Origin of the sequence: Streptomyces sp. FXJ1.172 (assembly GCF_001636945.3) — a bacterium.
Taxonomy (GTDB): domain Bacteria; phylum Actinomycetota; class Actinomycetes; order Streptomycetales; family Streptomycetaceae; genus Streptomyces.
Window position 1 is genome coordinate 8,950,302 of record NZ_CP119133.2, and the last position, 20,631, is coordinate 8,970,932.

19 protein-coding genes and 1 pseudogene are annotated in these 20,631 nt (G+C 69.2%); 14 read left to right on the forward strand and 6 right to left on the reverse strand.

The features are described from left to right. Positions 1-7: 7 nt before the first annotated feature. Complete coding sequence (locus tag A6P39_RS40255) at positions 8-1,321, reverse strand: hypothetical protein (protein ID WP_067052166.1); 1,314 nt, start codon at positions 1,319-1,321, stop codon at positions 8-10. Then, positions 1,321-2,148: a hypothetical protein gene (locus A6P39_RS40260; protein WP_067052168.1), complete on the reverse strand. Its 828-nt coding sequence runs from the start codon at positions 2,146-2,148 to the stop codon at positions 1,321-1,323. The genes A6P39_RS40255 and A6P39_RS40260 overlap by 1 nt, the downstream gene beginning before the upstream one ends. Positions 2,149-2,724: 576 nt before the next feature. Between A6P39_RS40260 and A6P39_RS40265 the strand changes: the two genes are divergently transcribed. The 6 genes from A6P39_RS40265 (at position 2,725) to putP (ending at position 12,687) form a co-directional block, all read left to right on the forward strand. Then, positions 2,725-3,831, forward strand: a complete 1,107-nt coding sequence (locus A6P39_RS40265) for a DUF2235 domain-containing protein (protein ID WP_067052170.1) — start codon at positions 2,725-2,727, stop codon at positions 3,829-3,831. An 81-nt stretch (positions 3,832-3,912) separates the two neighbouring features. Next, the gene (locus A6P39_RS40270) at positions 3,913-4,527 is read left to right on the forward strand and encodes a DUF1326 domain-containing protein (protein WP_067052171.1); all 615 of its coding nucleotides are present in this window, start codon (positions 3,913-3,915) and stop codon (positions 4,525-4,527) included. Then, the gene (locus A6P39_RS40275; protein WP_067052185.1) at positions 4,524-5,282 is read left to right on the forward strand and encodes a DUF2182 domain-containing protein; all 759 of its coding nucleotides are present in this window, start codon (positions 4,524-4,526) and stop codon (positions 5,280-5,282) included. Before A6P39_RS40270 ends, A6P39_RS40275 begins: the two co-directional genes overlap by 4 nt. A 296-nt stretch (positions 5,283-5,578) precedes the next feature. Further along, positions 5,579-6,631 carry a PP2C family protein-serine/threonine phosphatase gene (locus A6P39_RS40280; RefSeq protein WP_234379120.1) on the forward strand — a complete coding sequence of 351 codons (1,053 nt, stop codon included), beginning with the start codon at positions 5,579-5,581 and terminating at the stop codon, positions 6,629-6,631. Between the two features lie 238 nt (positions 6,632-6,869). Next, complete coding sequence (locus A6P39_RS40285) at positions 6,870-8,939, forward strand: SpoIIE family protein phosphatase (RefSeq protein ID WP_067052175.1); 2,070 nt, start codon at positions 6,870-6,872, stop codon at positions 8,937-8,939. 181 nt (positions 8,940-9,120) lie between these two features. Next, positions 9,121-12,687, forward strand: a complete 3,567-nt coding sequence (gene putP / locus A6P39_RS40290; protein ID WP_067052176.1) for a sodium/proline symporter PutP — start codon at positions 9,121-9,123, stop codon at positions 12,685-12,687. 60 nt (positions 12,688-12,747) lie between these two features. Here the strand turns inward: putP and A6P39_RS40295 are convergent, their stop codons facing one another. Further along, positions 12,748-13,119, reverse strand: coding sequence for a VOC family protein (locus tag A6P39_RS40295; protein WP_067052178.1), 372 nt, complete (start codon positions 13,117-13,119; stop codon positions 12,748-12,750). Between the two features lie 274 nt (positions 13,120-13,393). Here A6P39_RS40295 and A6P39_RS40300 point away from each other — a divergent pair, with 274 nt between their 5' ends. Further along, the gene (locus A6P39_RS40300) at positions 13,394-13,798 is read left to right on the forward strand and encodes a hypothetical protein (protein ID WP_234379122.1); all 405 of its coding nucleotides are present in this window, start codon (positions 13,394-13,396) and stop codon (positions 13,796-13,798) included. Between the two features lie 179 nt (positions 13,799-13,977). On the opposite strand, the gene A6P39_RS40305 is transcribed toward A6P39_RS40300, so the two are convergent. Next, positions 13,978-14,658 carry an SMI1/KNR4 family protein gene (locus A6P39_RS40305; RefSeq protein ID WP_067052182.1) on the reverse strand — a complete coding sequence of 227 codons (681 nt, stop codon included), beginning with the start codon at positions 14,656-14,658 and terminating at the stop codon, positions 13,978-13,980. Between the two features lie 344 nt (positions 14,659-15,002). On the opposite strand from A6P39_RS40305, the gene A6P39_RS40310 reads away from it, so the two are divergent. After that, complete coding sequence (locus tag A6P39_RS40310) at positions 15,003-15,728, forward strand: dienelactone hydrolase family protein (protein WP_275883954.1); 726 nt, start codon at positions 15,003-15,005, stop codon at positions 15,726-15,728. 306 nt (positions 15,729-16,034) lie between these two features. Here A6P39_RS40310 and A6P39_RS40315 read toward each other — a convergent pair whose 3' ends face one another. Beyond that, positions 16,035-16,739 carry an SDR family oxidoreductase gene (locus tag A6P39_RS40315; RefSeq protein WP_067040161.1) on the reverse strand — a complete coding sequence of 235 codons (705 nt, stop codon included), beginning with the start codon at positions 16,737-16,739 and terminating at the stop codon, positions 16,035-16,037. Positions 16,740-16,816: 77 nt separating this feature from the next. Here A6P39_RS40315 and A6P39_RS40320 point away from each other — a divergent pair, with 77 nt between their 5' ends. The 3 genes from A6P39_RS40320 (at position 16,817) to A6P39_RS40330 (ending at position 18,000) form a co-directional block, all read left to right on the forward strand. Next, positions 16,817-17,053: a phosphotransferase gene (locus A6P39_RS40320; RefSeq protein WP_067040158.1), complete on the forward strand. Its 237-nt coding sequence runs from the start codon at positions 16,817-16,819 to the stop codon at positions 17,051-17,053. Between the two features lie 150 nt (positions 17,054-17,203). Then, positions 17,204-17,470 (forward strand): hypothetical protein, encoded by a 267-nt coding sequence (locus A6P39_RS40325; protein ID WP_067040154.1) that lies wholly within the window; start codon positions 17,204-17,206, stop codon positions 17,468-17,470. Positions 17,471-17,784: 314 nt separating this feature from the next. After that, positions 17,785-18,000 carry a hypothetical protein gene (locus tag A6P39_RS40330; RefSeq protein ID WP_067040151.1) on the forward strand — a complete coding sequence of 72 codons (216 nt, stop codon included), beginning with the start codon at positions 17,785-17,787 and terminating at the stop codon, positions 17,998-18,000. 50 nt (positions 18,001-18,050) lie between these two features. Here the strand turns inward: A6P39_RS40330 and A6P39_RS40335 are convergent, their stop codons facing one another. Further along, positions 18,051-18,920: an LLM class F420-dependent oxidoreductase gene (locus A6P39_RS40335; RefSeq protein ID WP_067040146.1), complete on the reverse strand. Its 870-nt coding sequence runs from the start codon at positions 18,918-18,920 to the stop codon at positions 18,051-18,053. A 266-nt stretch (positions 18,921-19,186) separates the two neighbouring features. On the opposite strand from A6P39_RS40335, the gene A6P39_RS40340 reads away from it, so the two are divergent. The 3 genes and pseudogenes from A6P39_RS40340 to A6P39_RS45685 form a co-directional block, all read left to right on the forward strand. After that, positions 19,187-19,765, forward strand: a complete 579-nt coding sequence (locus A6P39_RS40340) for a TetR/AcrR family transcriptional regulator (RefSeq protein WP_067040143.1) — start codon at positions 19,187-19,189, stop codon at positions 19,763-19,765. Between the two features lie 69 nt (positions 19,766-19,834). After that, complete coding sequence (locus A6P39_RS40345; protein WP_067040140.1) at positions 19,835-20,152, forward strand: putative quinol monooxygenase; 318 nt, start codon at positions 19,835-19,837, stop codon at positions 20,150-20,152. A gap of 100 nt (positions 20,153-20,252) precedes the next feature. Then, positions 20,253-20,525: pseudogene (locus A6P39_RS45685) on the forward strand (GlxA family transcriptional regulator); the annotation flags it as partial. Positions 20,526-20,631: the final 106 nt, after the last annotated feature.

Consider the following 20,631-nt stretch of genomic DNA (forward strand, 5'->3'; position numbering starts at 1 on the left):
GCTCCGCTTACGTGAGGGTCAGGTCGATGTGGAGCCGGTGGATGGCGCCCGCATAGACGACGCTCACCTCCATGTCGACCGTGCGGTTGGACTGTGCCTGGCGGATCTCCTGCTGTTCCGCCGCCGACAGCGTCTGCGGGTCCTTTTCCAGCAGTGTCAGCAGCGGGATGTGTATCGCGTAGTCCTCGATGACCGCTCGCCCCACCAGCGGCCCGAGTACGCTCTGGACGAGCGTCACCGCGGAGCGCAGCCCGGAGCGGCTGGTACGGAGGTTTCCGATGGCCTGAATCAGCACCGCCTTGATCCGGAAGGTGACGTCGTCGATCGTCCGGACGATGTCGATGTACGCCTTGTTCCTGCTGGGGTCAGCCGTGTAGCCCTCGCCCAGGAAGAGCGAGTGTCCGGGAATCAGCGACGGACTGGTGATCCAGTTGACGTGGTTCTCGACGAACACATCGATCTCGCTGTCCGAGAACACCCCGGGCATCGAGATGCTGATCGGCTTGAGCAGCATGGAGATGTGCGGCTCGTAACCGGCGATCACCCCGGCGGTCGCCGCCGCCACATCGTCGGCGGACTTGTGGGCGACCAGGAACATCCGCTCGTTGTGCACATCGCCGGCGTTGAGGCCGGCGACATCCTTGGCCGCGAGGGTGCCGTCGAGCAAGTTGATCATGGCCACGCCGATGCGCTCCTTGCCGTCCCCGCCCTCTTCGGAGACCTGCACCACATGTTTGGCCAGCTCACCCACCACCCCTGCGTTGTCCTTGTTGAGCGGGGTGTTGGCGAGCAGCACGATCTGGACGTCGAGGTTCTGCACTTTGTCGAGTGCCGACTTCCAGTCCGGGTTCGTCGCGTCGACAGGGACGCCCCAGATCCTGGTCGGGGGTGGTGACTGCGAGAACGCGGTGGCGATGGCTGCCGCCAGGGGTGGCCTGTTGCCCTGCACCGGGGTGTTGGCCGCATGGTCCTTCGCCAGGGCCTGGGCGAGTGTCAACGTGAACGGACCGGTCCCGTCCACCTTCGCCACGGTGGCGGATTCCGACGTCGTGCCTGTGCCGATCGTCACGGTGGTGGACACGGCCACACTGTCCTGGGTGGTGATGGTGGTGGCGCCGGCGGCTGCGTCCGCGGTGAGTTCTGTCCTGACGCTGGGATAGGCCGCGTCCGACTGCGACGGGCTGGTGAAGTCCTGCGGCTCGGCGTCGGGCGATCGTGCTGTGACGCCGGCTTGGCCGACGATGGCGATGTCACCGAAAGCCCGGGTAGCGGGTACGAAGAGTTCGCTCTTCGCGTCGACTTCGATGTACTTGACCGGCATCAACTGCCTCCTGAATTTTCAAACGCGGCCACGAAGCCCTCCTCCGCGAGAACATCGGCCACCTGCTGCTGTGTCACCGGAGGCGTCGCGGAAGGGAACAGGTCGGCGGGGAAGACCCCGAGCCACGCGCTCGTGGTGAGCAGATCGCCGCCTTCGTAGGCGTCGAGGCCGGGCTGGAACGCGTCCAGGGCCCGCTTGCTCTCGGTCAGTTGGCGCAGCGCGGCGCCCAGATCCAGGGTGGGGAAGAAGAGCACGGAGACACGCAGTCGAAAGGTACGGACGGGAGCCTGCGGATCGAAGGGCGGAGGCTCCGCGAAGTGCAAGTGGTAGAGCCGTGGGAAGTCCGCTTGAAGCTCGGCGTAGCTCGGCACATGAGCTGCCTGCATCAGTGCGGGCAGGTCGAGAAACTGGAACCTTGCGACGAACTCCTGCTCGGTCAGGGCCGATACGTCATCGAAGGCCACCGAGTCCAGGGCCCCCTCGGTCAGCGCGACGTGGGCCGTGACCACGGTCTCCAGGGCCATGTCTATCCAACGGGTCGGCACGATGGCCGGAACCTTGACGCAGGCGCGCGCCTGCTCGGGCTGCGGGAGCACCTTTTCCCACTCGGCCCGGAGCGTTACGGGTTCGACAACGGGCACCTGGAAGTGTTTGGCGGTGACGGTGACCGAGTCGACCGTCTTCACCTCCAACCGCTGCGGCTCGTAGACCGAGGCCAGCAGGTCCTGGATCCGCTTCCGGTCGGTGTCGCCCTGCGGGATCAGCAGCGATTCCACATTTGCCGGATCCGAATAGCGGATCAGGAGAAGGTCGGCGAACCCGGTCATCACGCGTGGCCTGCGGTGCGGGGCGTTGCCGATGACGGACTACAACAAGTCCCGAGCGAGCACATCGCCTACTCCTCGTGTGCACATCCACGGATGGCGGTCGCCACGAATGGGCGACGACAATGGCGGAACCGCATCAGGCGTACTCACCTTCCCCTTGCAGAGTACGCTGATCGGGTGAATCCGGCATATTGAACGGGTACTGCACATAGGCCTATGCCACAGCGCAATTCCATGTGACGCTCACACCCACAAGACGGCCACGGTCCTGGCGGCGATGAAGAGTTCGAAGCAGCTGGCTGTTTGACGAGTCAACATATCTCCGCTGGACACCCGACCCCACAGGAGGGAAGCTGGCATCAAAACCGCCCGCCGGGCGGCAGCGGCACCGTTGTCCCAGCTGTTCCGCCGACGGTCCACACAGCCGTTCCTGACGCCTGCGGACGTACTCGACCCGTCGGGCCATCTTGCGCGAACTCCGGTACTGCCCAAGGCGGTTGGCGTCCCACGGCCTGGGCGGGAGATGAACAGGGGCGCTTTCCTTGCACCAGTTCCCTTGCACCAGGAGGGGTCGTCATGCCCAAGCGTCTCGTCATCTGCTGCGACGGAACATGGGACTTCGCCGACCAGCCGGGCAAGACCAACGTCACCAAGGTCGCGCTGTCCGTGCGCTCCGGAGTCGCTGACGGCAAGGAACAGCGTGTGTACTACCACAGCGGCGTCGGAACCCGCCGCTGGGAGCATCTCAGCGGCGGCGCGTTCGGCGTGGGCCTGTCTCAGAACGTGATCGATGCCTACCGCTTCCTCGTCGAGACGTACGAGCACCGCGACGAACTGTTTCTGTTCGGCTTCAGCCGAGGCGCGTTCACCGTTCGCAGCCTGGCGGGTCTCGTGCGCAACTGCGGCATCGTGCGCCGGGAGCACACCCGCCGGATCCAGGAAGCCTGGGACCTCTACCGCGACCGGATCGAGAAGCCGAGCGGCGCGGCCTCCACGCTGTTCCGCCGTTCGTACGCGCACGAGACGGAGATCGACTTCATCGGGGTGTGGGACACGGTCGGTGCCCTCGGCATCCCGGTCCCGTCCTCCCGGGCGCTTGATCCGGTCGTGGATCGCATCAACCACCGCTGGGCCTTCCACGACACCCAGCTGAGCAGTCGGGTCAGGGCGGCCTTCCATGCGCTGGCCATCGACGAACAGCGCTCGGCGTTCCGGCCGACGCTGTGGCAACAGCAGCCCGGGGCAGCCGCTCGGGGCCAGGAACTGAAGCAGGTGTGGTTCGCCGGAGTGCATTGCGATGTCGGTGGCGGCTACCTGGAGACAGGGCTGTCCGACATCACCCTGCTCTGGATGGTGGACCAGGCTCGTAAGTACGGCCTGGTGTTCGATCCGGATGCGCTCAGTGCGGCCGGGCCGAGCGCGATGATGCCGGAGGAGAGCATCGACTTCCGTGTGCGACCGGACGTCATGGGTAAGTTGCGCCCTTCGCGGACAGGCCTGTACCGATTGGCCGAGCCGCTGCACCGGCCCATCGGACGCGCGGCGGACAAGACGGGCCGGCTCGACGGCGAGGAGTTCCTGGCGGTGGAGGCCAAGGAGCGCTACGACAGAGACCCCGGCTACCGGCCACCCGAACTCGAAAAGTACCTCGCCGACCAGCAGCGGGTACAGCTGGAACCCTGACACCCCGCGCGCGGGAAGACCAGTATGACCCGCCCGCAGGGCATCGGCGCCAGGTTTCCGACGTCTGGGAGGCGAAGAGCCATGCCCTGGAATCTGAACGGCACATACCTGGAGAGCTGCAATTGCGACGTGGTGTGCCCTTGCACCACCTCGGGTCTCACCGCACCCGCCGACCACGAGCGCTGCCAGGTGACCTTCGCGTTCCACGTCGACAGCGGGAACGTGGACGGCGTGGACGTCTCCGACCGCAGCGTCGCCGTCTTCGTCGACGCGCCCCGCGTGATGGCCGAGGGCGGCTGGCAGGTGGCGCTGTACGTCGATGCGTCGGCCGACGACGGCCAGGCGGAGGCGCTGGGAAAGGTCTTTTCCGGCCAGGCTGGCGGGCCGATGGCGGCGCTCACTCCACTCATCAGCGAGGTCCTCGGCGTGGAGCGCGTCCCCATTGACTACCGCAACGACGGCCGCCGCCACACCGCACGGGTGGGCGACGCCATCGACATCGAGATCGAGGACCAGGTCGCCCCGCAGTTCGGCGAGGACGGTCCGGTCATGGGCCTGACCGGTATGTTCCACCCGGCGAGCAGCACACTGACCATCGCCCGGTCCATCCGGGCGAGGGGCGAAGGCGTGTACGGCCGGTCCTGGGACTTCTCCGGCGGCAACGGACACTCGGCGCCCTTCACGTGGTCCGCGTGACCGGTCGGCTGGTCATCGTCCGTCGCGGGGTGGGCCCCGCCGGACTGCTGCTGGTCGCGGCGGCTGCCGCCTGGGTCTGGATGGTGACACGCTGGGGCGGCAGACAGGCGATGCCGGGCACCATGGGCCTGGGCCTGCCCGTTTTCCTGGCCGTGTGGGCGCTGATGATGGCTGCGATGATGCTGCCCGCCACGGTGCCCGTCGCCGCGCTGTACGCACGCACCGTCATCGTGCACCGGGCGCCGCGCATGGTCGTTTTCACGGTCGCCTACCTGCTTGTCTGGGCCGCGGCCGGGCTGCCGGCGTACGGGCTGGCCGTCGGCCTGGGCCGGGCGGCGAGCCTCCCCGCTGCGGCGGGAAGCGCAGTGGCCGCGGCCGCGTTCGCGGTCAGTGGCGTCTACCAGCTCACGCCCCTCAAGGACCGCTGCCTGGCGAGGTGCCGCTCGCCGATGGGGCTGATGCTGCGCTACGCCTCGTACCCGGGGTCCTCGCGTGATGTGCGTGCCGGAGCCCACCACGGGGCCTTCTGCCTGGGCTGCTGTTGGTCACTGATGGTGCTGCTGGCCGCGTTCGGCGTGATGAACCTGTGGGCCATGCTGGTCCTGGCCGCCGTGATCACCACTGAGAAGCTCGCTCCGGCAGGCCGCCTGGTGGCCCGTGTCGTGGGGATCGCCTCGATCGCCCTGGCCGTCGCCGTCTTCTGGGTCCCGGCGCTGGCTCCGGGCCTCACCGGTAGCGGTACGGCCGGGATGTGAGGACGTAGGCCGTGCCCACCAAGAAGTCACACACCGGGCGGACACATGAGGGGCACATCGTACGGGGCCGCCGGAGGGTGGTGGCCGGCCCGTCGAGGGGGTCCACGGCGTCGGCCGGCTCCTCGACGGTTGCTCCTCCGACTCCGAGCCATGGGCCGCGAGGTCTCCGCCGGTACCGGGAGTTCTTCGGGCGTGCGATCTGCCCCGATAAGATACCTTTTGTGATCGGGACAGGACGGCCTCGGCGTCATCGCCCTCCATACGGTGGCCGACGCGAGACTGTGCTGCTGTCCCCCGTGGTTCTCACCATCCTCGTCGCCGGCCTGGCCTTCGCCACCCCCAGGGAGATCGCCTTCAGCCGTCTCCTGCCCGCCGCACCCGCGCTCGCCGCCGCGATGTGGCCGGTTCTCCCGACGATCCTGCTGGGGGCGTTCTGCCTGCTGGTCATGATCGGACTCAGCCTCGTCTACACCGATCTGGGGACGCCCTACACCGCGGCCGCGATCGTTGCGGTCACGCTGGCGGCCGCCTACACCAGCCATCTCCGACTGCAGCGAGAGGAGACACTCTTCCAGATCCGGCTCGTCGCCGACGCCGCCCAGCAGGTGCTGCTGCGCCCGCTGCCGCGCCGGGTCCAGGACGTCGAGATCGAGTCGCTGTATCTGGCGGCCCAGGAGCAGGCGCGGATCGGAGGCGACTTCTATGAGGTGGCCGACACGCCGTACGGGGTGCGGCTGCTCATCGGTGACGTGCGCGGGAAGGGGTTGTCGGCGGTGGGGGCGGCCTCGGCAGTGATCAACTGCTTCAGGGAGAACGCGTACGACCAGCCCGACCTGAGGGGCATCATCCATCGCCTGGAGGCCAGTATGTGCCGCTACAGCGTCGCGATCATCGATCCGGATCAGTCCGAGCACTTCGCCACCGCTCTGATCGCGGAGATCCCGTACGACAGCGGCCATGTCAAAGTCCTCAACTGTGGGCACCCGCCGCCACTACTGATACAGGGCGGAAAGATCAGCGTTCTCGAGGCCACCGTCCCCTCGCCGCCCCTGAACCTCGCGATGCTCCTGGAAGACGACTACACCGTCGACACCTTCACCTTCGCCTCGGGCGACCAGATGCTGCTCTACACCGACGGCGTAACGGAGACGCGGGACCGCACCGGCGAGTTCTTCCCGCTGCCGGAGTGGATGACGCAGCTCGGCCCGGTGGCGCCCCGTGAGCTGCTGGACCGGCTTCACCAGGACCTCCTCCACTACAGCGGCGGAAGACTTGACGACGACATCGCGGCCGTCGCCGTCCGCTGCCGGCGCCCCGAGGCCCAAGAGCGCTCCGCTGAGCAGGCGTAGGTGGCCGTGACCAGGCCGATCGTGCCGCTGCGGGTCGGATCGGCGGTCTTTTCGGAACAGCGATTATCGGTTGAATTGTCGCTGGACCACCTACGGGCCGTGCCATCACTCATGCCGGCCGTCGCGTCGGCGGTCGCTCCAGATGTGTGCTGCCTCGGTCTGGGCCGACCATGGATGAAGGCAGAACGCCCGCCGGTACGGCACGAGCCAAGGCGCCGAGCGGGAAGGAAAATGAGGCATGGGCGCGACGGATTCCTCCCGAGCACGCGAGGGGCGGTCAGCGGCGGGTCCCGCTGCGCCGCCCAGTGGCCTGCTCGATCTGCTCGGCGTCGCCGCGGTGGTGCTGAACGCGCAGGGCCAGGTGGTCTTCTGGAGTTCGAAGGCCGAGGAACTGTTCGGCTACACCGCGGCGGAAGCGCTGGGTCAGTACGCGGCTCCGCTGACGATCCACGAGGAGCACCAGGACGCGGTGACCAAGCTGTTCACCGAGGTCATGGAATCCGGCATCGACTGGGCCGGGGCCTTCCCGATCCGCCACAAGGACGGCAGCACCCGCTTGGTGGAGTTCCGCAACATGCGGCTGCTGGACGACCTCGGTGACGTATACGCCCTGGGCCTCGCCGCGGACCAGGCCGCTGTGGAGCGGGTTGAGCGAGATGCCTCCCTGGCCATGCGCCTGGTGTCCCAGTCGCCGGTCGGGCTGGCCATTTTGGACACGGACCTGCGGTACCTGGCCGTGAATCCTGCTCTCGAGCGCATCACAGGCCATTCCGCCGCCGAGCGTCTCGGCCGGCCGGCCGGTGAGGTCCTGGGCTACCTGGACACGGACCCCGAGGCACGTCTGCGCCGTGTCCTGGAGACGGGCGAGTCGGTCGTGGACCGGGACATCGTCTGCCGTCCCCCCGGCGACCCGGACCACGAGCATGCCTGGTCCGTCTCGTACTACCGGCTGGAGGACTCCGGCGGGCGGGTGCTGGGGCTGGCCTATTCCGTCATCGACGTCACCGAGCGCCATCGAGCCGCTGCCGAGGCGGCACAGGCGCGGCAAAGGCTGACACTGATCGCCAGGGCTTCCGCCTCCGTGGGTACCACCCTCGATCTGGTGACGACCGCGTGCGAGCTGGCCGACGTCGTCATCCCGGCCCTGGCCGACGTGGCCGCCGTGGACGTACTCGACAGCGCCCTTGACGGCCGGACCGCGCCGCACGAGGGACCGGCCCTCTTCTGCACCCTCGCGGTCGGCGTGGCCCCCTCCGCGGAGGCGGTCCGCGCGGCCGACCCGCCAGGGGGACGCGCCCCCTACGGCAGCGACCGCCTGATCACCCGGTGCGTGCGCACCCGCGAACCGGTACTGGTACCCCGCACCACCCGTCAGGATCTGGAGCGCATCGCCCGACACGGCGAGGCCGCCTCCCTCCTCGAGGCCGCCGGCGTGCACTCCTACCTCGCCGTACCACTGATGGCCCGGGGCGAAGTCCTTGGCGCCCTCGACCTCAAACGCACCCGGAACCCCGCGCCATTCGATGACGACGACGTGTTCCTCGCCCTGGAGCTGGCCGCGCGAGCCGCGGTCTGCATCGACAACGCCCGTGGATACCAGGCCCAGCGCCATGCGGCCCTCACCCTCCAACGCAGTCTGCTTCCCGAGCCCCCATCGCACCTGCCCGGCCTCAAGGTTGCCTGCCGCTACCAGCCGGCCGACGCCACGAGCGAGATCGGCGGCGACTGGTACGACGCCATACCTCTCCAGGGGGACAGGACCGCCCTGGTCGTCGGGGACGTCATGGGCAGTGGCATCAAAGCCGCCGCCACCATGGGGCAACTTCGCAGTGCCGCCCGCGCCTTCGCCGAACTCGCCCTCGCCCCCGCCGAGGCCCTGCGTCACCTCGACCACCTGACCGAAGGTGCGGAACAGACCATCACCACCTGCATCTACTGCGTCTACGACCCTCACCAGGGCCAGTGCGAGATCTGCCTCGCCGGCCACCTGCCCCCGGTTCTGATGCGTCTCGGCCACGCAGCACAGCTTCTCGACCTTCCCACCGGCGCACCGCTGGGCGTCGGCGGAGTCCCCTTCGAGGCCGCCACCATCCCCTTCCGCCCCGGCGACGAGCTGGCCCTTTACACCGATGGCTTGGTCGAAACCCGAAGCGAACCGATCGACGCCCGCCTGGACACCCTCCTCGACGCCCTCACCACGACACGTGGCCACGATCTGGAAGACACCTGCGAGCGCATCCTGCGGATTCTGCGCTCGCCCGGCGGTGAGGACGACGTCGCACTGCTCATCGCCCGAGCGCAACCTTGAGCGGTACGGCAAAGGCTCGAGTGCCCGAGCCGACGGTGGGTCCGGCCATCGGCGGCACGGGCACGAGCGGCGCTGTCGGCCGGTGCTGGTCGCGATCTGTACATTTGTGCATGAAGAGTCACGACTGTCAGACATGCGACGGTCGCGCCCATGCTCGGGAACCCTCGCAGGCGAGGACGACATGATCGACTTGAGTGCGCCGATCATGGCCACATTCCTCGTGTATGTGGCCGTCATGATCGCAACGGGAGTCTGGGCCTACAGCCGTACTCACACCCTTGCCGACTTCGCGCTGGGGGGCCGAAGGCTCAGCGCGTTCGTCGCCGCCCTGTCCGCAGGGGCCAGCGACATGTCCGGCTGGCTGTTCCTCGCCTTTCCCGGAGCGGTGTACGCGGCCGGTGTCGGTGCCAGCTGGATCGCCGCCGGTCTGGTGGTCGGTACGTACCTCAACTGGCTGTTCGTCGCGCCGAGGTTGCGCACCTACACCGAGCGCGCCGGGAACGCCGTGAGCTTGTCGGCCTATCTGGAGGAGCGGTTCGAGGACCGTACCCGGCTGCTCCGGATGGTCTCGGCGGCGGTCACCCTCGTGTTCTTCACCGTCTACGTCGCCAGTGGGCTGGTGGCCGGTGGCCTGCTGTTCGGGCACATCTTCGGTGTCGGATTCGGGCTCGGAGTGACCCTGACCGCGCTGGTGATCGTCGTCTACTCGTGTCTGGGCGGCTTCCTCGCCGTGAGCCTGACACACGTGTTGCAGGCCACGCTGATGTTCCTCGCCCTGCTCGTGCTCCCCGTCGTCGGTATCGGGGCGCTCGGCGGCCTCTCGGCACTGCGTGACGCCCTGAACAGCAAGACCCCCGGCCTGCTGGACATGGGCGCCAAGGTCGACTACGGAAACGGGCGGTGGTCGGCAGGGGGGTCGCTCGGCGCCGTCGCGATCATCTCGCTGCTCGCCTGGGGGCTCGGCTATTTCGGGCAGCCCCACATCCTGGCCCGCTTCATGGGCATTCGCAGCACCAGTGCCGTCCCTGCGGCCCGCCGTCTGGAAACCGGGTGGGTCATCGTCGTGCTCGCAGGTGCCACCCTCGTCGGCCTGGTGGGCATCGCCCGGACCGGCGCGCCGCTTCACGACCCCCAGACCGTGTACATCAGTCTCAGCCGGACGCTGTTCGATCCCTGGGGCGCCGGCGTCATGCTGATCGCCGTACTGGCCGCGATCATCTCCACCGCGGACAGCCAGCTCCTCGTGTCGTCCGTCGCCCTCACGGAGGACTTCTACCGCGCGTTCGTGAACCGGCGCGCCTCGGACAGGACCCTGGTCTGGGTCGGTCGCGCCGCCGTCGTCGCCGTGATTCTGGTGGCCTTCGTGATCGCGCTCAGGGGCGGCGGGCTGTTGGGCATCGTCGCCTACGCCTGGGCGGGCTTCGGAGCCGCCTTCGGGCCGGTCGTCCTCCTCTCCCTGTACTGGCCCCGCATGACCTGGGCGGGGGCCATGGCCGGCATCGTGTCGGGTGCGGCCACGGTGCTGCTGTGGAAGAAGATCAATCCGCTCCTCGGCCCCTTCGAGTCGGGCATCTACGAGATGGTCCCGGGCGTCCTGGTCGCCACGGCCGCCGCACTGGTCTTCGGCCGGTTCGTCGGCCGGCCGCCGAAACGGGCCTTCTGGCGGATGCCGGGCGGCGGGGTGAGCCAGCTGATGCTCACCCCCTTCCTCGCCCACGCTCCCGTCGGCATCGCCGTCCTTGACACCGACCTGCGGTACGTGTGGGTGAACGACGCGCTGGACCGCCAGATCCCCCTCGAACGGCGGCTGGGGCGGCGGATGGCGGAAGTGGCGCCGAAGGCGGAGGCCGCGGCCTTCGAGGAGAGGATGCGTGGGGTCCTGGAGACCGGCGCTCCGGTAATGGACTACGAATACCGCGGGGCCGGCCACACGGCTCCCGACGCCGGACGCGCGATCTCCGCATCCTTCTTCGCCATGAAGGACCGCCGCGGTCGCACCGTCGGCGTCTGGTACATGGTCATCGACGTCACCGAGCGCTGGCGGGCCCAGGAACGCCTTGCCCTGCTCAACGATGCCGCCACCCGCATCGGCAGCACCCTGGACGTGACGCAGACCGCGCAGGAACTGGCCGAAGACGCCGTGCCGTCCGTCGCCGACTTCGTCGCCGTGGACCTGCTGGACTCGGTCATGCGGGGTGAGGAACCGGCACCCGGGCCGGTCGGGATGGCGCCGGTCATCCGGCGCGCGGGGCAGCAGTCGGTGCGCGAGGGCTGTCCTGAGGCGAGTCTCGCCGTAGGGGAAACGGTCCGGCGTGCCGCCACGTCGCCCGTGACCCGCTGCCTGCTGGAGAGCAGGACGCTGGTGGAGCGGGTCCTGGACCGCACCGCCAGCCCGTGGGTGACCGAGGACGAGTCGCTGGGCGCCTCCTTCCGCGATTACGACTTCTGCTCGGTGATGGTCGTGCCGGTCCGGGCGCGCGGCGTCACCCTGGGCGCGGCGACGTTCGCCCGGTCCCGGCGGCTGGGCCCCTTCGAGGAGGACGACGTACGTCTTGCCGAGGAACTCGTCTCGCGTGCGGCGGTGTGCATCGACAACGCGCGTCGTTTCACCCGTGAGCGCACCGCGGCCCGTTCCATGCAGCGTTATCTGCTGCCGCAGGAACTGACGGGAGGGTCCGCGCTGGAGGTGGCGTCGTGGTATCTCCCGGCGGATGTCCCCGGTGGTGTGGGCGGCGACTGGTTCGATGTGATTCCGCTGTCCGGAGCACGGGTCGCTCTGGTGGTCGGGGACGTGGCCGGACACGGCATCAATGCCGCGGCGACCATGGGGCGCCTGCGCACCGCAGTACGCACGCTCGCCAACCTCGATCTCTCCCCGGACGAGTTGCTGGCCCATCTGGACGACCTGGTCATCGGTCTCATGGGGGCACACGGCAACGACGCTGCGACGGCGACCGAGGATGAGGGCGCGGGCACCGCGTTCATGGGCGCCACCTGCCTGTACGCCGTGTACGACCCGGTCAGCGGGCGGTGCACGCTGGCCCGGGCCGGTCACCTCCCGCCGGTGATCGTCGGTCCGGGCGGTGGTGCCCGCACTCTGGACCTGCCCGCCGGGCCGCCACTTGGTCTCGGCTACCTCCCCTTCCAGTCCGTCGAACTGGAGCTGGCCGAGGACAGCCTCATCGCGCTCTACACCGACGGCCTCATCGAGTCCTTCGACCGGGACGTCGACATCGGGCTCTCCCGACTGGGTGATGCCCTTGCGGTGCCCCTGCCGACGCTGGAGGAGACGGGCTGCAGGGTGATCGATGATCTGGTGACCGGTCCGCCGGCCGACGATGCGGCCCTGCTTCTCGCCCGGACGCGCGTCCTGGCCCGGGACCGGGTCGCCTCCTGGGACCTGCCCACCGATCCGGCCGCCGTCGCGCATGCCCGTAGCCTCGCCGTCCAGCAGCTGACCGAGTGGGACGTTCCCGATCTGACGTTCACCACGGAACTCATCGTCAGCGAACTGGTCACCAATGCCATCCGCCATGCGACCGGACCCATCTGTCTCCGTCTGATCCGCGACCGTGGCCTGATCTGTGAGGTCTCCGACGCCAGCAGCACCTCGCCGCGCATGCACCATGCCCGGACCACTGACGAGGGAGGGCGGGGTCTGTTGATCGTGGCCCAGCTGGCCCACCGGTGGGGCACTCGCTACACGGCGACCGGCAAGATCATCTGGACGGAGCAGGTCGTTCCGTAACCAGTCACACGTGGCTCAGCACGCCATCGAGGCCACTGCCCGACAGTTCGAAGCCCGGCATCAACGTGTGGTGATGCAGAAGGGGTGCCCGGCCGGATCGGTGAGGACCCGCGCACCGTCCCCATGAGGCTGCTGATCCGGCTTGCCCGCGCCCAGCTCCAGCAACCGAGCCTCGGCTTCGTCCAAGTCCTCCTCGACCTTGAAGCAGAGGTGAAGTTGCTGGGGAACGATCTGGTCGGGCCAGCTCGGGGCCCGGTAGTCGTCCACCCGTTGAAAACCGATGAAGAGTCCGTACTCACCGTTGAGACCCGCGAAGTCGGCATCCGACTTCGGGTGCGGCTCAAGGCCGGTGGCCTGCTGGTAGAACGCCGCCAAAGCCAGCGGATCGGGGCAATCGAGCGTGATCGCAACCAACTTCATCTGCAGGACCATGGCTTCCCCGTGTCGATCGGTGGACTTCCGCGATGAACACCCTACTGCAGCGACACTCTGACGTTCTCCCTGGTCAGGGGCGGGATACTGCTGCTACGCGCTGGGGGCTACGCAGGCCGGTGCCTGGGAGCGGGGGAAGGCACGGAGTACACGGCGCGGCCGACGAGGGCGCCGCCGACTCCGTGTAGGGCCAGCGCGGCGACTGCCCGCAGGCCTTCCTTCCGGGCTGACGCCGGTGATCACGCAGCGGGCGCAGCCGGCATCGTCGAGCACGGTGACGACGGGCAGACGGTGGCCCCGGCTCGCCCCGGCGTTGCTGCTCCTCGGCTTCGCCGCCTACCCGGTGACCGCCCTCCTGTGCCGGGGCCCGGTCCTGCGCCCGGTGCGGTGGTTGGCCGGGCTCGGCCTGGTCGCGGTCGTGGCGGCGGTGGCCTGCCCGTTCGCCGTCTTCGCGCTGGGGGACGACGCGGCGACGCCCGTGCTGTGGGGCCGCCCGGTGGTATGGCTGGCGGTGCAAGGGCTCGCCGTCGCCGTGGTGGTGTCCGCCTGTGTCTCGGCAGCCGCGGTCCGGCGTCGGCGGCCGATGCCGTGCAGGCCGGCCTGGCTCCGCCTGGCCCCGGTAGCGCTGGCCGCGGCGGCGTTCGTGCCGTGGGCAGGGTGGTGGGGTGTCGCTGCGTGAGGGTCATCGTCGTCGCGGCCGGACCCCTGCCCGTTCCGGGAGAACCGGTGGGGACTTCGGAGCCGGATGTCGCCGAGTTGCTCGAGCGGGGCCGCGTCGTGCCGGACCGACCCACGGCAGCCCGCCGGTGACACACCGGGACCGGCCATGTGGGGCGCGCAGCGGCCCGCCCCACGGGCCTACGGCGCCGGTGACGCGTCGCGCTCGGCATTCTCCAGCCAGTCGGTGTACCAGCGGGCGAACGTCACCGGCGTACCGTCGTCCGTGAGGAGCGGGGCGAGGTCTACGTCATCCACCCGGCAGTCGGACCAGATCGTGCCGCGGTGGCTGCCGCTGACGATCAGCCATTCCCGCTGGGCGCAGCCCAGGTGGGAGATGACGATGGCGCCGGCGGTACGCTCCGGGGCGAACATGACGGCCTCCCACCGCTCGTCCCACACCTCGATGGCGTCGTCGAAGTCCTCGATGTCGGCGAAGTCCTCTTCCTCAGGGCGTTGGGCAAGGAGTTCGTCGAGCAGCCTGCGGTCCGGCCCCCGGTCGGGAAACGGCTCGGCGAGTCTGGACAGGTCGGCCAGGTCCGCGCCGTCGCCCTCCCACCGCCAGCGGCCTTGCAGGCGCCGGACCGGGAACAGGCCGTAGGCCGGGCCGGCGCCGCCCGCGCCGACGTGGAGCAGGAAGGTCCGGTACTCCTCCGGCAGCCGCACGCCTGTCTGGGCCTCGAGTACGGCAAGCTCGCCCTGGGTGAGCGGGTCCTCCACGATCCACTTGTGCCCCATTGCCCCGAACACCTTGCTGCCGGCCGGTCCTGCACCCGCCGCCTCGACCCGCTGACGTACGCCCGCCCACCACTGATCAGTCATGTACAGACCGTATGTGCCGCCATCGACATCCGTGGCGCGGGGCCGCCGACGCCGCCACAGACATCCGCGGCGCGGGCCCACTGCCGCCGTCCGGAGGGACGCGGGGACGGCCCGACACCCCCCGGGGCAAGACACAGACGCACACCGACCGGCGACAACTCCAGCCAATTCCCCGAGATCTGGGGCGAACTGACGTCGGCTTCCGTGCCAGCTCAGCCGCCAGTCGCTGCTGGCCGACGTCGCGAACCTCACGGCCCGTGTTCCGGAATACGCCAGAGACCTGCCTTCTGCCGGCGGCAGAACACCGGCCCGACCAGGCTCGACGATCACTACAGTCCAGGCTCATGACGACGGTTACAACGCGCACGATCGAATACGTCGCCGATGGCCTGACGATGATCGGGCACCTCGCGCTCCCGGCCGGTGTCGACCGCCGGCCCGCGGTCCTGGTCGGGCCCGAGGGGATGGGGCTCAGCGACGTCGAGCGTCGCCGGGCCGATGCGCTCGCCGAACTGGGATACGTGGCGCTGGCCTTCGACCTCCACGGAGGACGCTATTTGGGCGACCCTGAGGAGATGCTGGCCCGTTGTCTGCCGCTGCTCGCCGACCCCGACCGGATGCGAGGCATCGGCCACGCGGCGCTCGACGTGCTCCGCGCCGAGCCGCGGACCGACCCCGACCGGATCGCCGCCATCGGCTACGGCACCGGAGGCGCAATCGCGCTGGAACTCGGGCGCGACGGCGTCGACCTGCGCGCGATCGGGACATTGAACGCACTGACCACGGGCCGACCGGACGAGACGGCGCGCATTCACTGCCCAGTGTGGGCCGGGGTCGGGTCGGAGGACCCGATCATGCCGCCCGCTCAACGGAACGCATTCACCGCCGAGATGCAGGCTGCGGGCGTCGACTGGCGCCTCACGGTCTACGGCGGCGCCTTGCACGCCTTCCACCACCCGCCGGTCGACCACACCATGCTCCCCGGCGTCGGCTACCACCCGCAGCACGCGCAGCGAGCTTGGTGTGACGTCGTCGACCTGCTCGCCGAGTGCCTGCCCATAGCGGAGTGATCTGGTCGGCAACCGCGATTCCGGATCTCAAACCAAGCTGGTCGTCCGTCACCACTTACCAAGTCCGGCCCACCCACCACCGATGCTCCGGTCGCCACAGCAGGCTTCTGGCGCGTTCCGGTCCTACCCCCTGGCCAAAGTCGCCGCAACTCTGGCTGGTCGACACCCTGTATCCGGACGGCCGCCCGGCCGCCGCCCAAGAAGTCAACTCGTACGCCGAGAGTGCCCCGGTGACGCGTTTCCAGCCCGTGCTCAGCATGAGCCGGCTGACGAGCCTCGCGCTCGACAAGAGGCTCGCCGGGGGCGTTATGGGAACCGCGTGGAAACTGACGTGCCGGGAAGTCCCAGGGCCGCCTTGGTCTGTCGCGTGCGTTCGTCGGCGAGCACTTCCGTTCGGCTCGCTTCGACGGCGTCGAAGACCTGTTCGGCGATCGCTTCCGGGGTGTTCTTGGGGCCGGTGACATGGGCGGCCATGTCCGTGTCGATGTAGCCGCTGTGCACGCCGACGACGAGGATGCCGGTGTCGTGGAGTTCGCCGCGGATCCCGTTGGTCAGGGCCCAGGCGGCGGCCTTGGAGGCGCTGTACGAGCCCATCGCCGGGTTGGTGAACCAGCTCGCGATGGACAGCACATTGACGATGGCGCCGGGCGCGTTGCCGATGAGCAGCGGTGCGAAGGCGCGGCACACGGAGAGCGTGCCGAAGTAGTTGACCTCCATCTCCGTGCGGGCGGCATCCAGATCGGGTGCGGCCAGCAGCGGGCTGTCGGTGAGGACTCCGGCGTTGTTGACCAGCAAGGTCACGTCGGGGCACGTCTTGGCGGCCGTGGCCACCTGGGCGGGATCGGTGATGTCGAGGCGGACCGGGATCACGCCGGGTTCCACCACGGACCGTGGGTCGCGGGCGCCGCCGTAGACGCGCTGGGCGCCGCGCTGCAGGAGCATCCGTGCCATCACCTGCCCGAGCCCACGGTTGGCGCCGGTCACCAGCGCCGTTGCCCCTTGGATCTGCATGCTTTCAACCCCCTGCCTCGCCCCCAGTAGACCATGTGAGATGGACGGCGGTCTCGGAGAACCCCAGCCCGCGATGGATGCCGGCCACGCTGCGAGACCTGGCGGTCCTGCCGGTCGACGTGCTGGCCAACGGCTGGGACAACCTCGTGTGCCGGCTTGGCGATGAGTTCCTCGTCCGGTTGCCGCGGCTGGCCATGGCCGCCCAGTTCGTCGCGCACGAGCAGCGGTGGTTGCCGGAGTCGGCGGGCCGCCTTCCGTTGCCCGTGCCGGCACCGTGCGTGTCGGACAGCCGAAGGCTCAGGAGCGTTGGCTGAACATGCCCCGCGCAGGGCGGTGCGGGCAGAGCCTTTGGGCTGGGGTTGACACTGGGTGACGTCATCCTGATGGCCCGTGCCGACCGGCAGACCCGTCCGACTGCGGTGAGGATGAGCGGGACAAGAGGGGGGAAGTGAAAGGAGCTGATCATGTTCCGCTCGATTGCTACGGTACTGGCTGCGACCGCCCTCACCGGTTTCGTGGGCGCCGGCATTGCCAGCGCTGTGCCTAACCAAGCCCAGGTCTCTGCGGCCGTCATTCAGCAAGCGCGAGGCGGCGGCGAGGGCGTCGGCGGCCTCGGCGCCGCCGGCAGTGATTCCGGCGTCGGCGTCGGCGGCGTCGATGCCAGTGGCACCGTCGGTGTCGGCGGCCTCGGTTCCAACGGCGACGAAGGCACCGGCGTCGGCGGTCTGTGAGGTTCTCACTGCTGTTCCCTCCCGGCACCCGTCTCGTGCGGGGGCCGGGAGGTTTCGGCTGACGGCAGGCGCAATGTGACCCGGCAGGTGTTCCTCGGGCCGCGACGGCGCTGATGCGCGGCACGAGGAGGGGCGAGTGAGAGTGATCAAGCGACGGACCCAGGTCTGGGACGGCATCGACGCCGGGAAGGGCCACCTCTGGGCAGCCGCGCTCCCCTCCAGCCCAACTGGCAGCCTTTCCCGCGAGGTTGGAGAAAGGTTCGCAGCTTCCACGCCCCCGATCGGTGTTTGCGAAGCGTCAGTAGGATCAGGTCATGCCGTCCCCGATGGTCCGCCGCTATCTGCTGTCCGCCCTGCTGGTCGTGGCACTGGTCGCATTCGGCTACTACGCTCTCCAGCCCGTCCGGGTAGCTTGCACGCTCGACTCCGGACCCTATGGCTCCACCTTCACCCCGAACAGCGCCCACGCTTCTGGCGATGGTCAGTGCGGTGAAGAGCGCACGCGGTTCCTGACGTGGATCGGGCGATAGGCGCACGGGAAATTCCCAGGCGGTTGGCCAGCTTGATTGACCGGCCTTGGTCACTGTCCGCAGTGAATCCACGTCTCGGCGAGTTCCGCGACCCAGGTGGCTGCCGCGTCAGGTGAAGGCGGGGGCGCGCCGACGACGACCACTTCGTTGACGCCCGCTGCCACGAGGGCGGGTACGTGCTCCGGGGTCCCGTCGCTGAGTGCGACGGCGACCATGAGTTGGTCGAAAGCGCGGCCGCGACGGGCACACTCGTCGGCGAGAACTGCGACGCGCATGGGCACCTCGGCCGCCGGGACGTTGAAGCCGTACCAGCCGTCGGCGAGCGTGACCGCACGGCGAAGAGCGGCGTCGCTGTTGCCACCGACCACGACCGGGAGCCGGCCGCCGCGCAGCGGCTTCGGGTTGACCCTGATCGCGTCGAAGCGGGTGAACTCCCCTGTGAAAGAGGCCGGGTCCTCGGTCCAAAGGGTGCGCATCGCGGCGAGGTACTCTTCGGCGCGCCGCCCTCGCCCGGCGAAGGGGACCCCGAGCGCTGCGAATTCCTCGGCCGACCAGCCGACCCCGACACCGAGGACGAACCGCCCGGCAGAGAGCACGTCGAGGGTGGCGGTCTGCTTGGCGACCACGACCGGGTTGTGCTCGGGCAGCAGGAGCACACCGGTGGCGAGCCCGATCCGGCTGGTGGCCGCCGCGGCGAAGGCAAGGGCGAGCAGCGGGTCCAGCCAGTCCGCGTCCGCCGGCACGCTGATCCGGCCGTCGGCGGAGTACGGATAGCGAGAGGCCGGAGTGTCCACGAGCACCACGTGCTCACCGCACCAGAGCCTGGCGAAGCCGTGGGTCTCCGCGGCCGTGGCCACCGCACGGATCACCTCCGGACGGGCACCGTCACCGACACCGAGCGCGTGCAACCCCACCCGCATGCGCCACCTCCTGACGCCACCGTAGGCGCTGAGCGCAGACACACCCTGGTGACATGACACGCCGCGCGCAGACGGTGGGGCATGTCACCCGGACGGGCGAGGCCACCGTCCTTGCCTGCTCTGTGTTTCCGGCGGCGGGTATCAGGCCCCGGTCTCCCGCACGCCAGGGCAGCGCAGGCGTGGCCGGGCAGGCGGGGAGTGCATCCCGTGCCGCTGACAGCCGTGAATACTTGACCTGGAGGTACAGAATTTGTAGTGTTCCCGGTATGGGCAGGCCCAAGCAGTTCGAACCCGGGATCGCCGTCAGCGCGGCGATGGAGGTCTTCTGGCGCAAGGGTTATGCCGCGACGACACCGCAGGACCTGGTGGATGCGCTCGGCATCGGCAAGGGGAGCCTGTACCACGCGTTCGGCAGCAAGCAGAAGCTCTTCCTGCTCGCACTGCGACACTACGGCGACGCCCAGGTGGCGGCGCTGGCCGAGCGGTTGCGGGCGCCCGGGCCGGTCAAGGACCGGCTGCGAGCCGCGCTGCAGGAGCTTGCGCAATCCGATCTTGCGGATCCTGATCTGCGCGGTTGTCTGGCCGTGAACACTTCGGCCGAACTGATCAGTGTGGGCCGGGAGGCGGCCGCCGTCGTCCGGAGTGTTTTCGACCGTATCGAGAGCGTGCTGCGGGCGGTGGTCGAGGAAGGCCGACGCGCTGGGGAGTTCGACGCCCGCCGCGATCCCCAGGAGATCGCGAGCGGCTTGCTCGCCGTCATCGTCGGCATGCACGTCTTGGCGAGAACTGCCGACGGCCCGGACCGCCTCAACCGAATCATCACCGCGGCCCTCTTGCCCCTGTAAGTCCCTTTCTCTGCCTGGTCTCAGTCCGCACCGACAGGCGGAACAGCGACAGCGACTGGAGTGAAAGCCATGGTCGATGTGGGATTGTTCGTGCGCGTGGAAGCCAAACCGGGCCATGAGGCCGCAGTGGAAGCCCTGTTGAGGGCGGCACTGCCGGACGTCGAGGCGGAATCCGGCACCATCGTCTGGATGGCGCTGCGCCTGGGGCCGACGACCTACGCGGTCGTCGACGCCTTCCCTGGCGAAGCCGACCGGCAGGCTCACCTGGAGGCAGGACGGGCCCGGCTGGCCGAAGCGCTCGAGCACTTTGCCCAGCCGCCCACGCTTGAGCGTACGGACGTCATCGCCGCCAAAATCCCCTGGCCGGCTGACCGTTCTGCGGCATAGGCGATGGGCGTCGACTGCCGCTCTGCGCGCGGGCCGGCATGGCACCAAGCGTGGGGAATGTGTCGTTGACGCCGTCGTTGTCGGATCACGGAGTGGAGGGGTGAAGCAGCGCCCCATCGGCTTCGTCGTCTTCGAGGGTTTCCGGCCTCTGGACCTCTTCGGTCCCTACGAGGTGTTCCAGCACGACGACCGGCTCACCGGCGGATACTCCTGCCAGATCGCCGCGCCGCGGTGTGGCCGATCTGGACCCTGCTGGGATCGATACGTTGGTGGTGGCCGGTGGCGGCGGAATCGACCAAGCTCGGCACGATCCGACGCTGACACGTTGGATCGCCGGCGCGGGGCCACCGCTCGGCGCGTCACCTCGGTGTGCATCGAGGCTGCCAAGCGGGCGCTCGTCGAGAGCGCCACCTTGCAGGCCCGGGGCGACATCACCGTGGTCCGCGACGCCGGGCGCGGGAGGCCTGCTCATTGCCGGC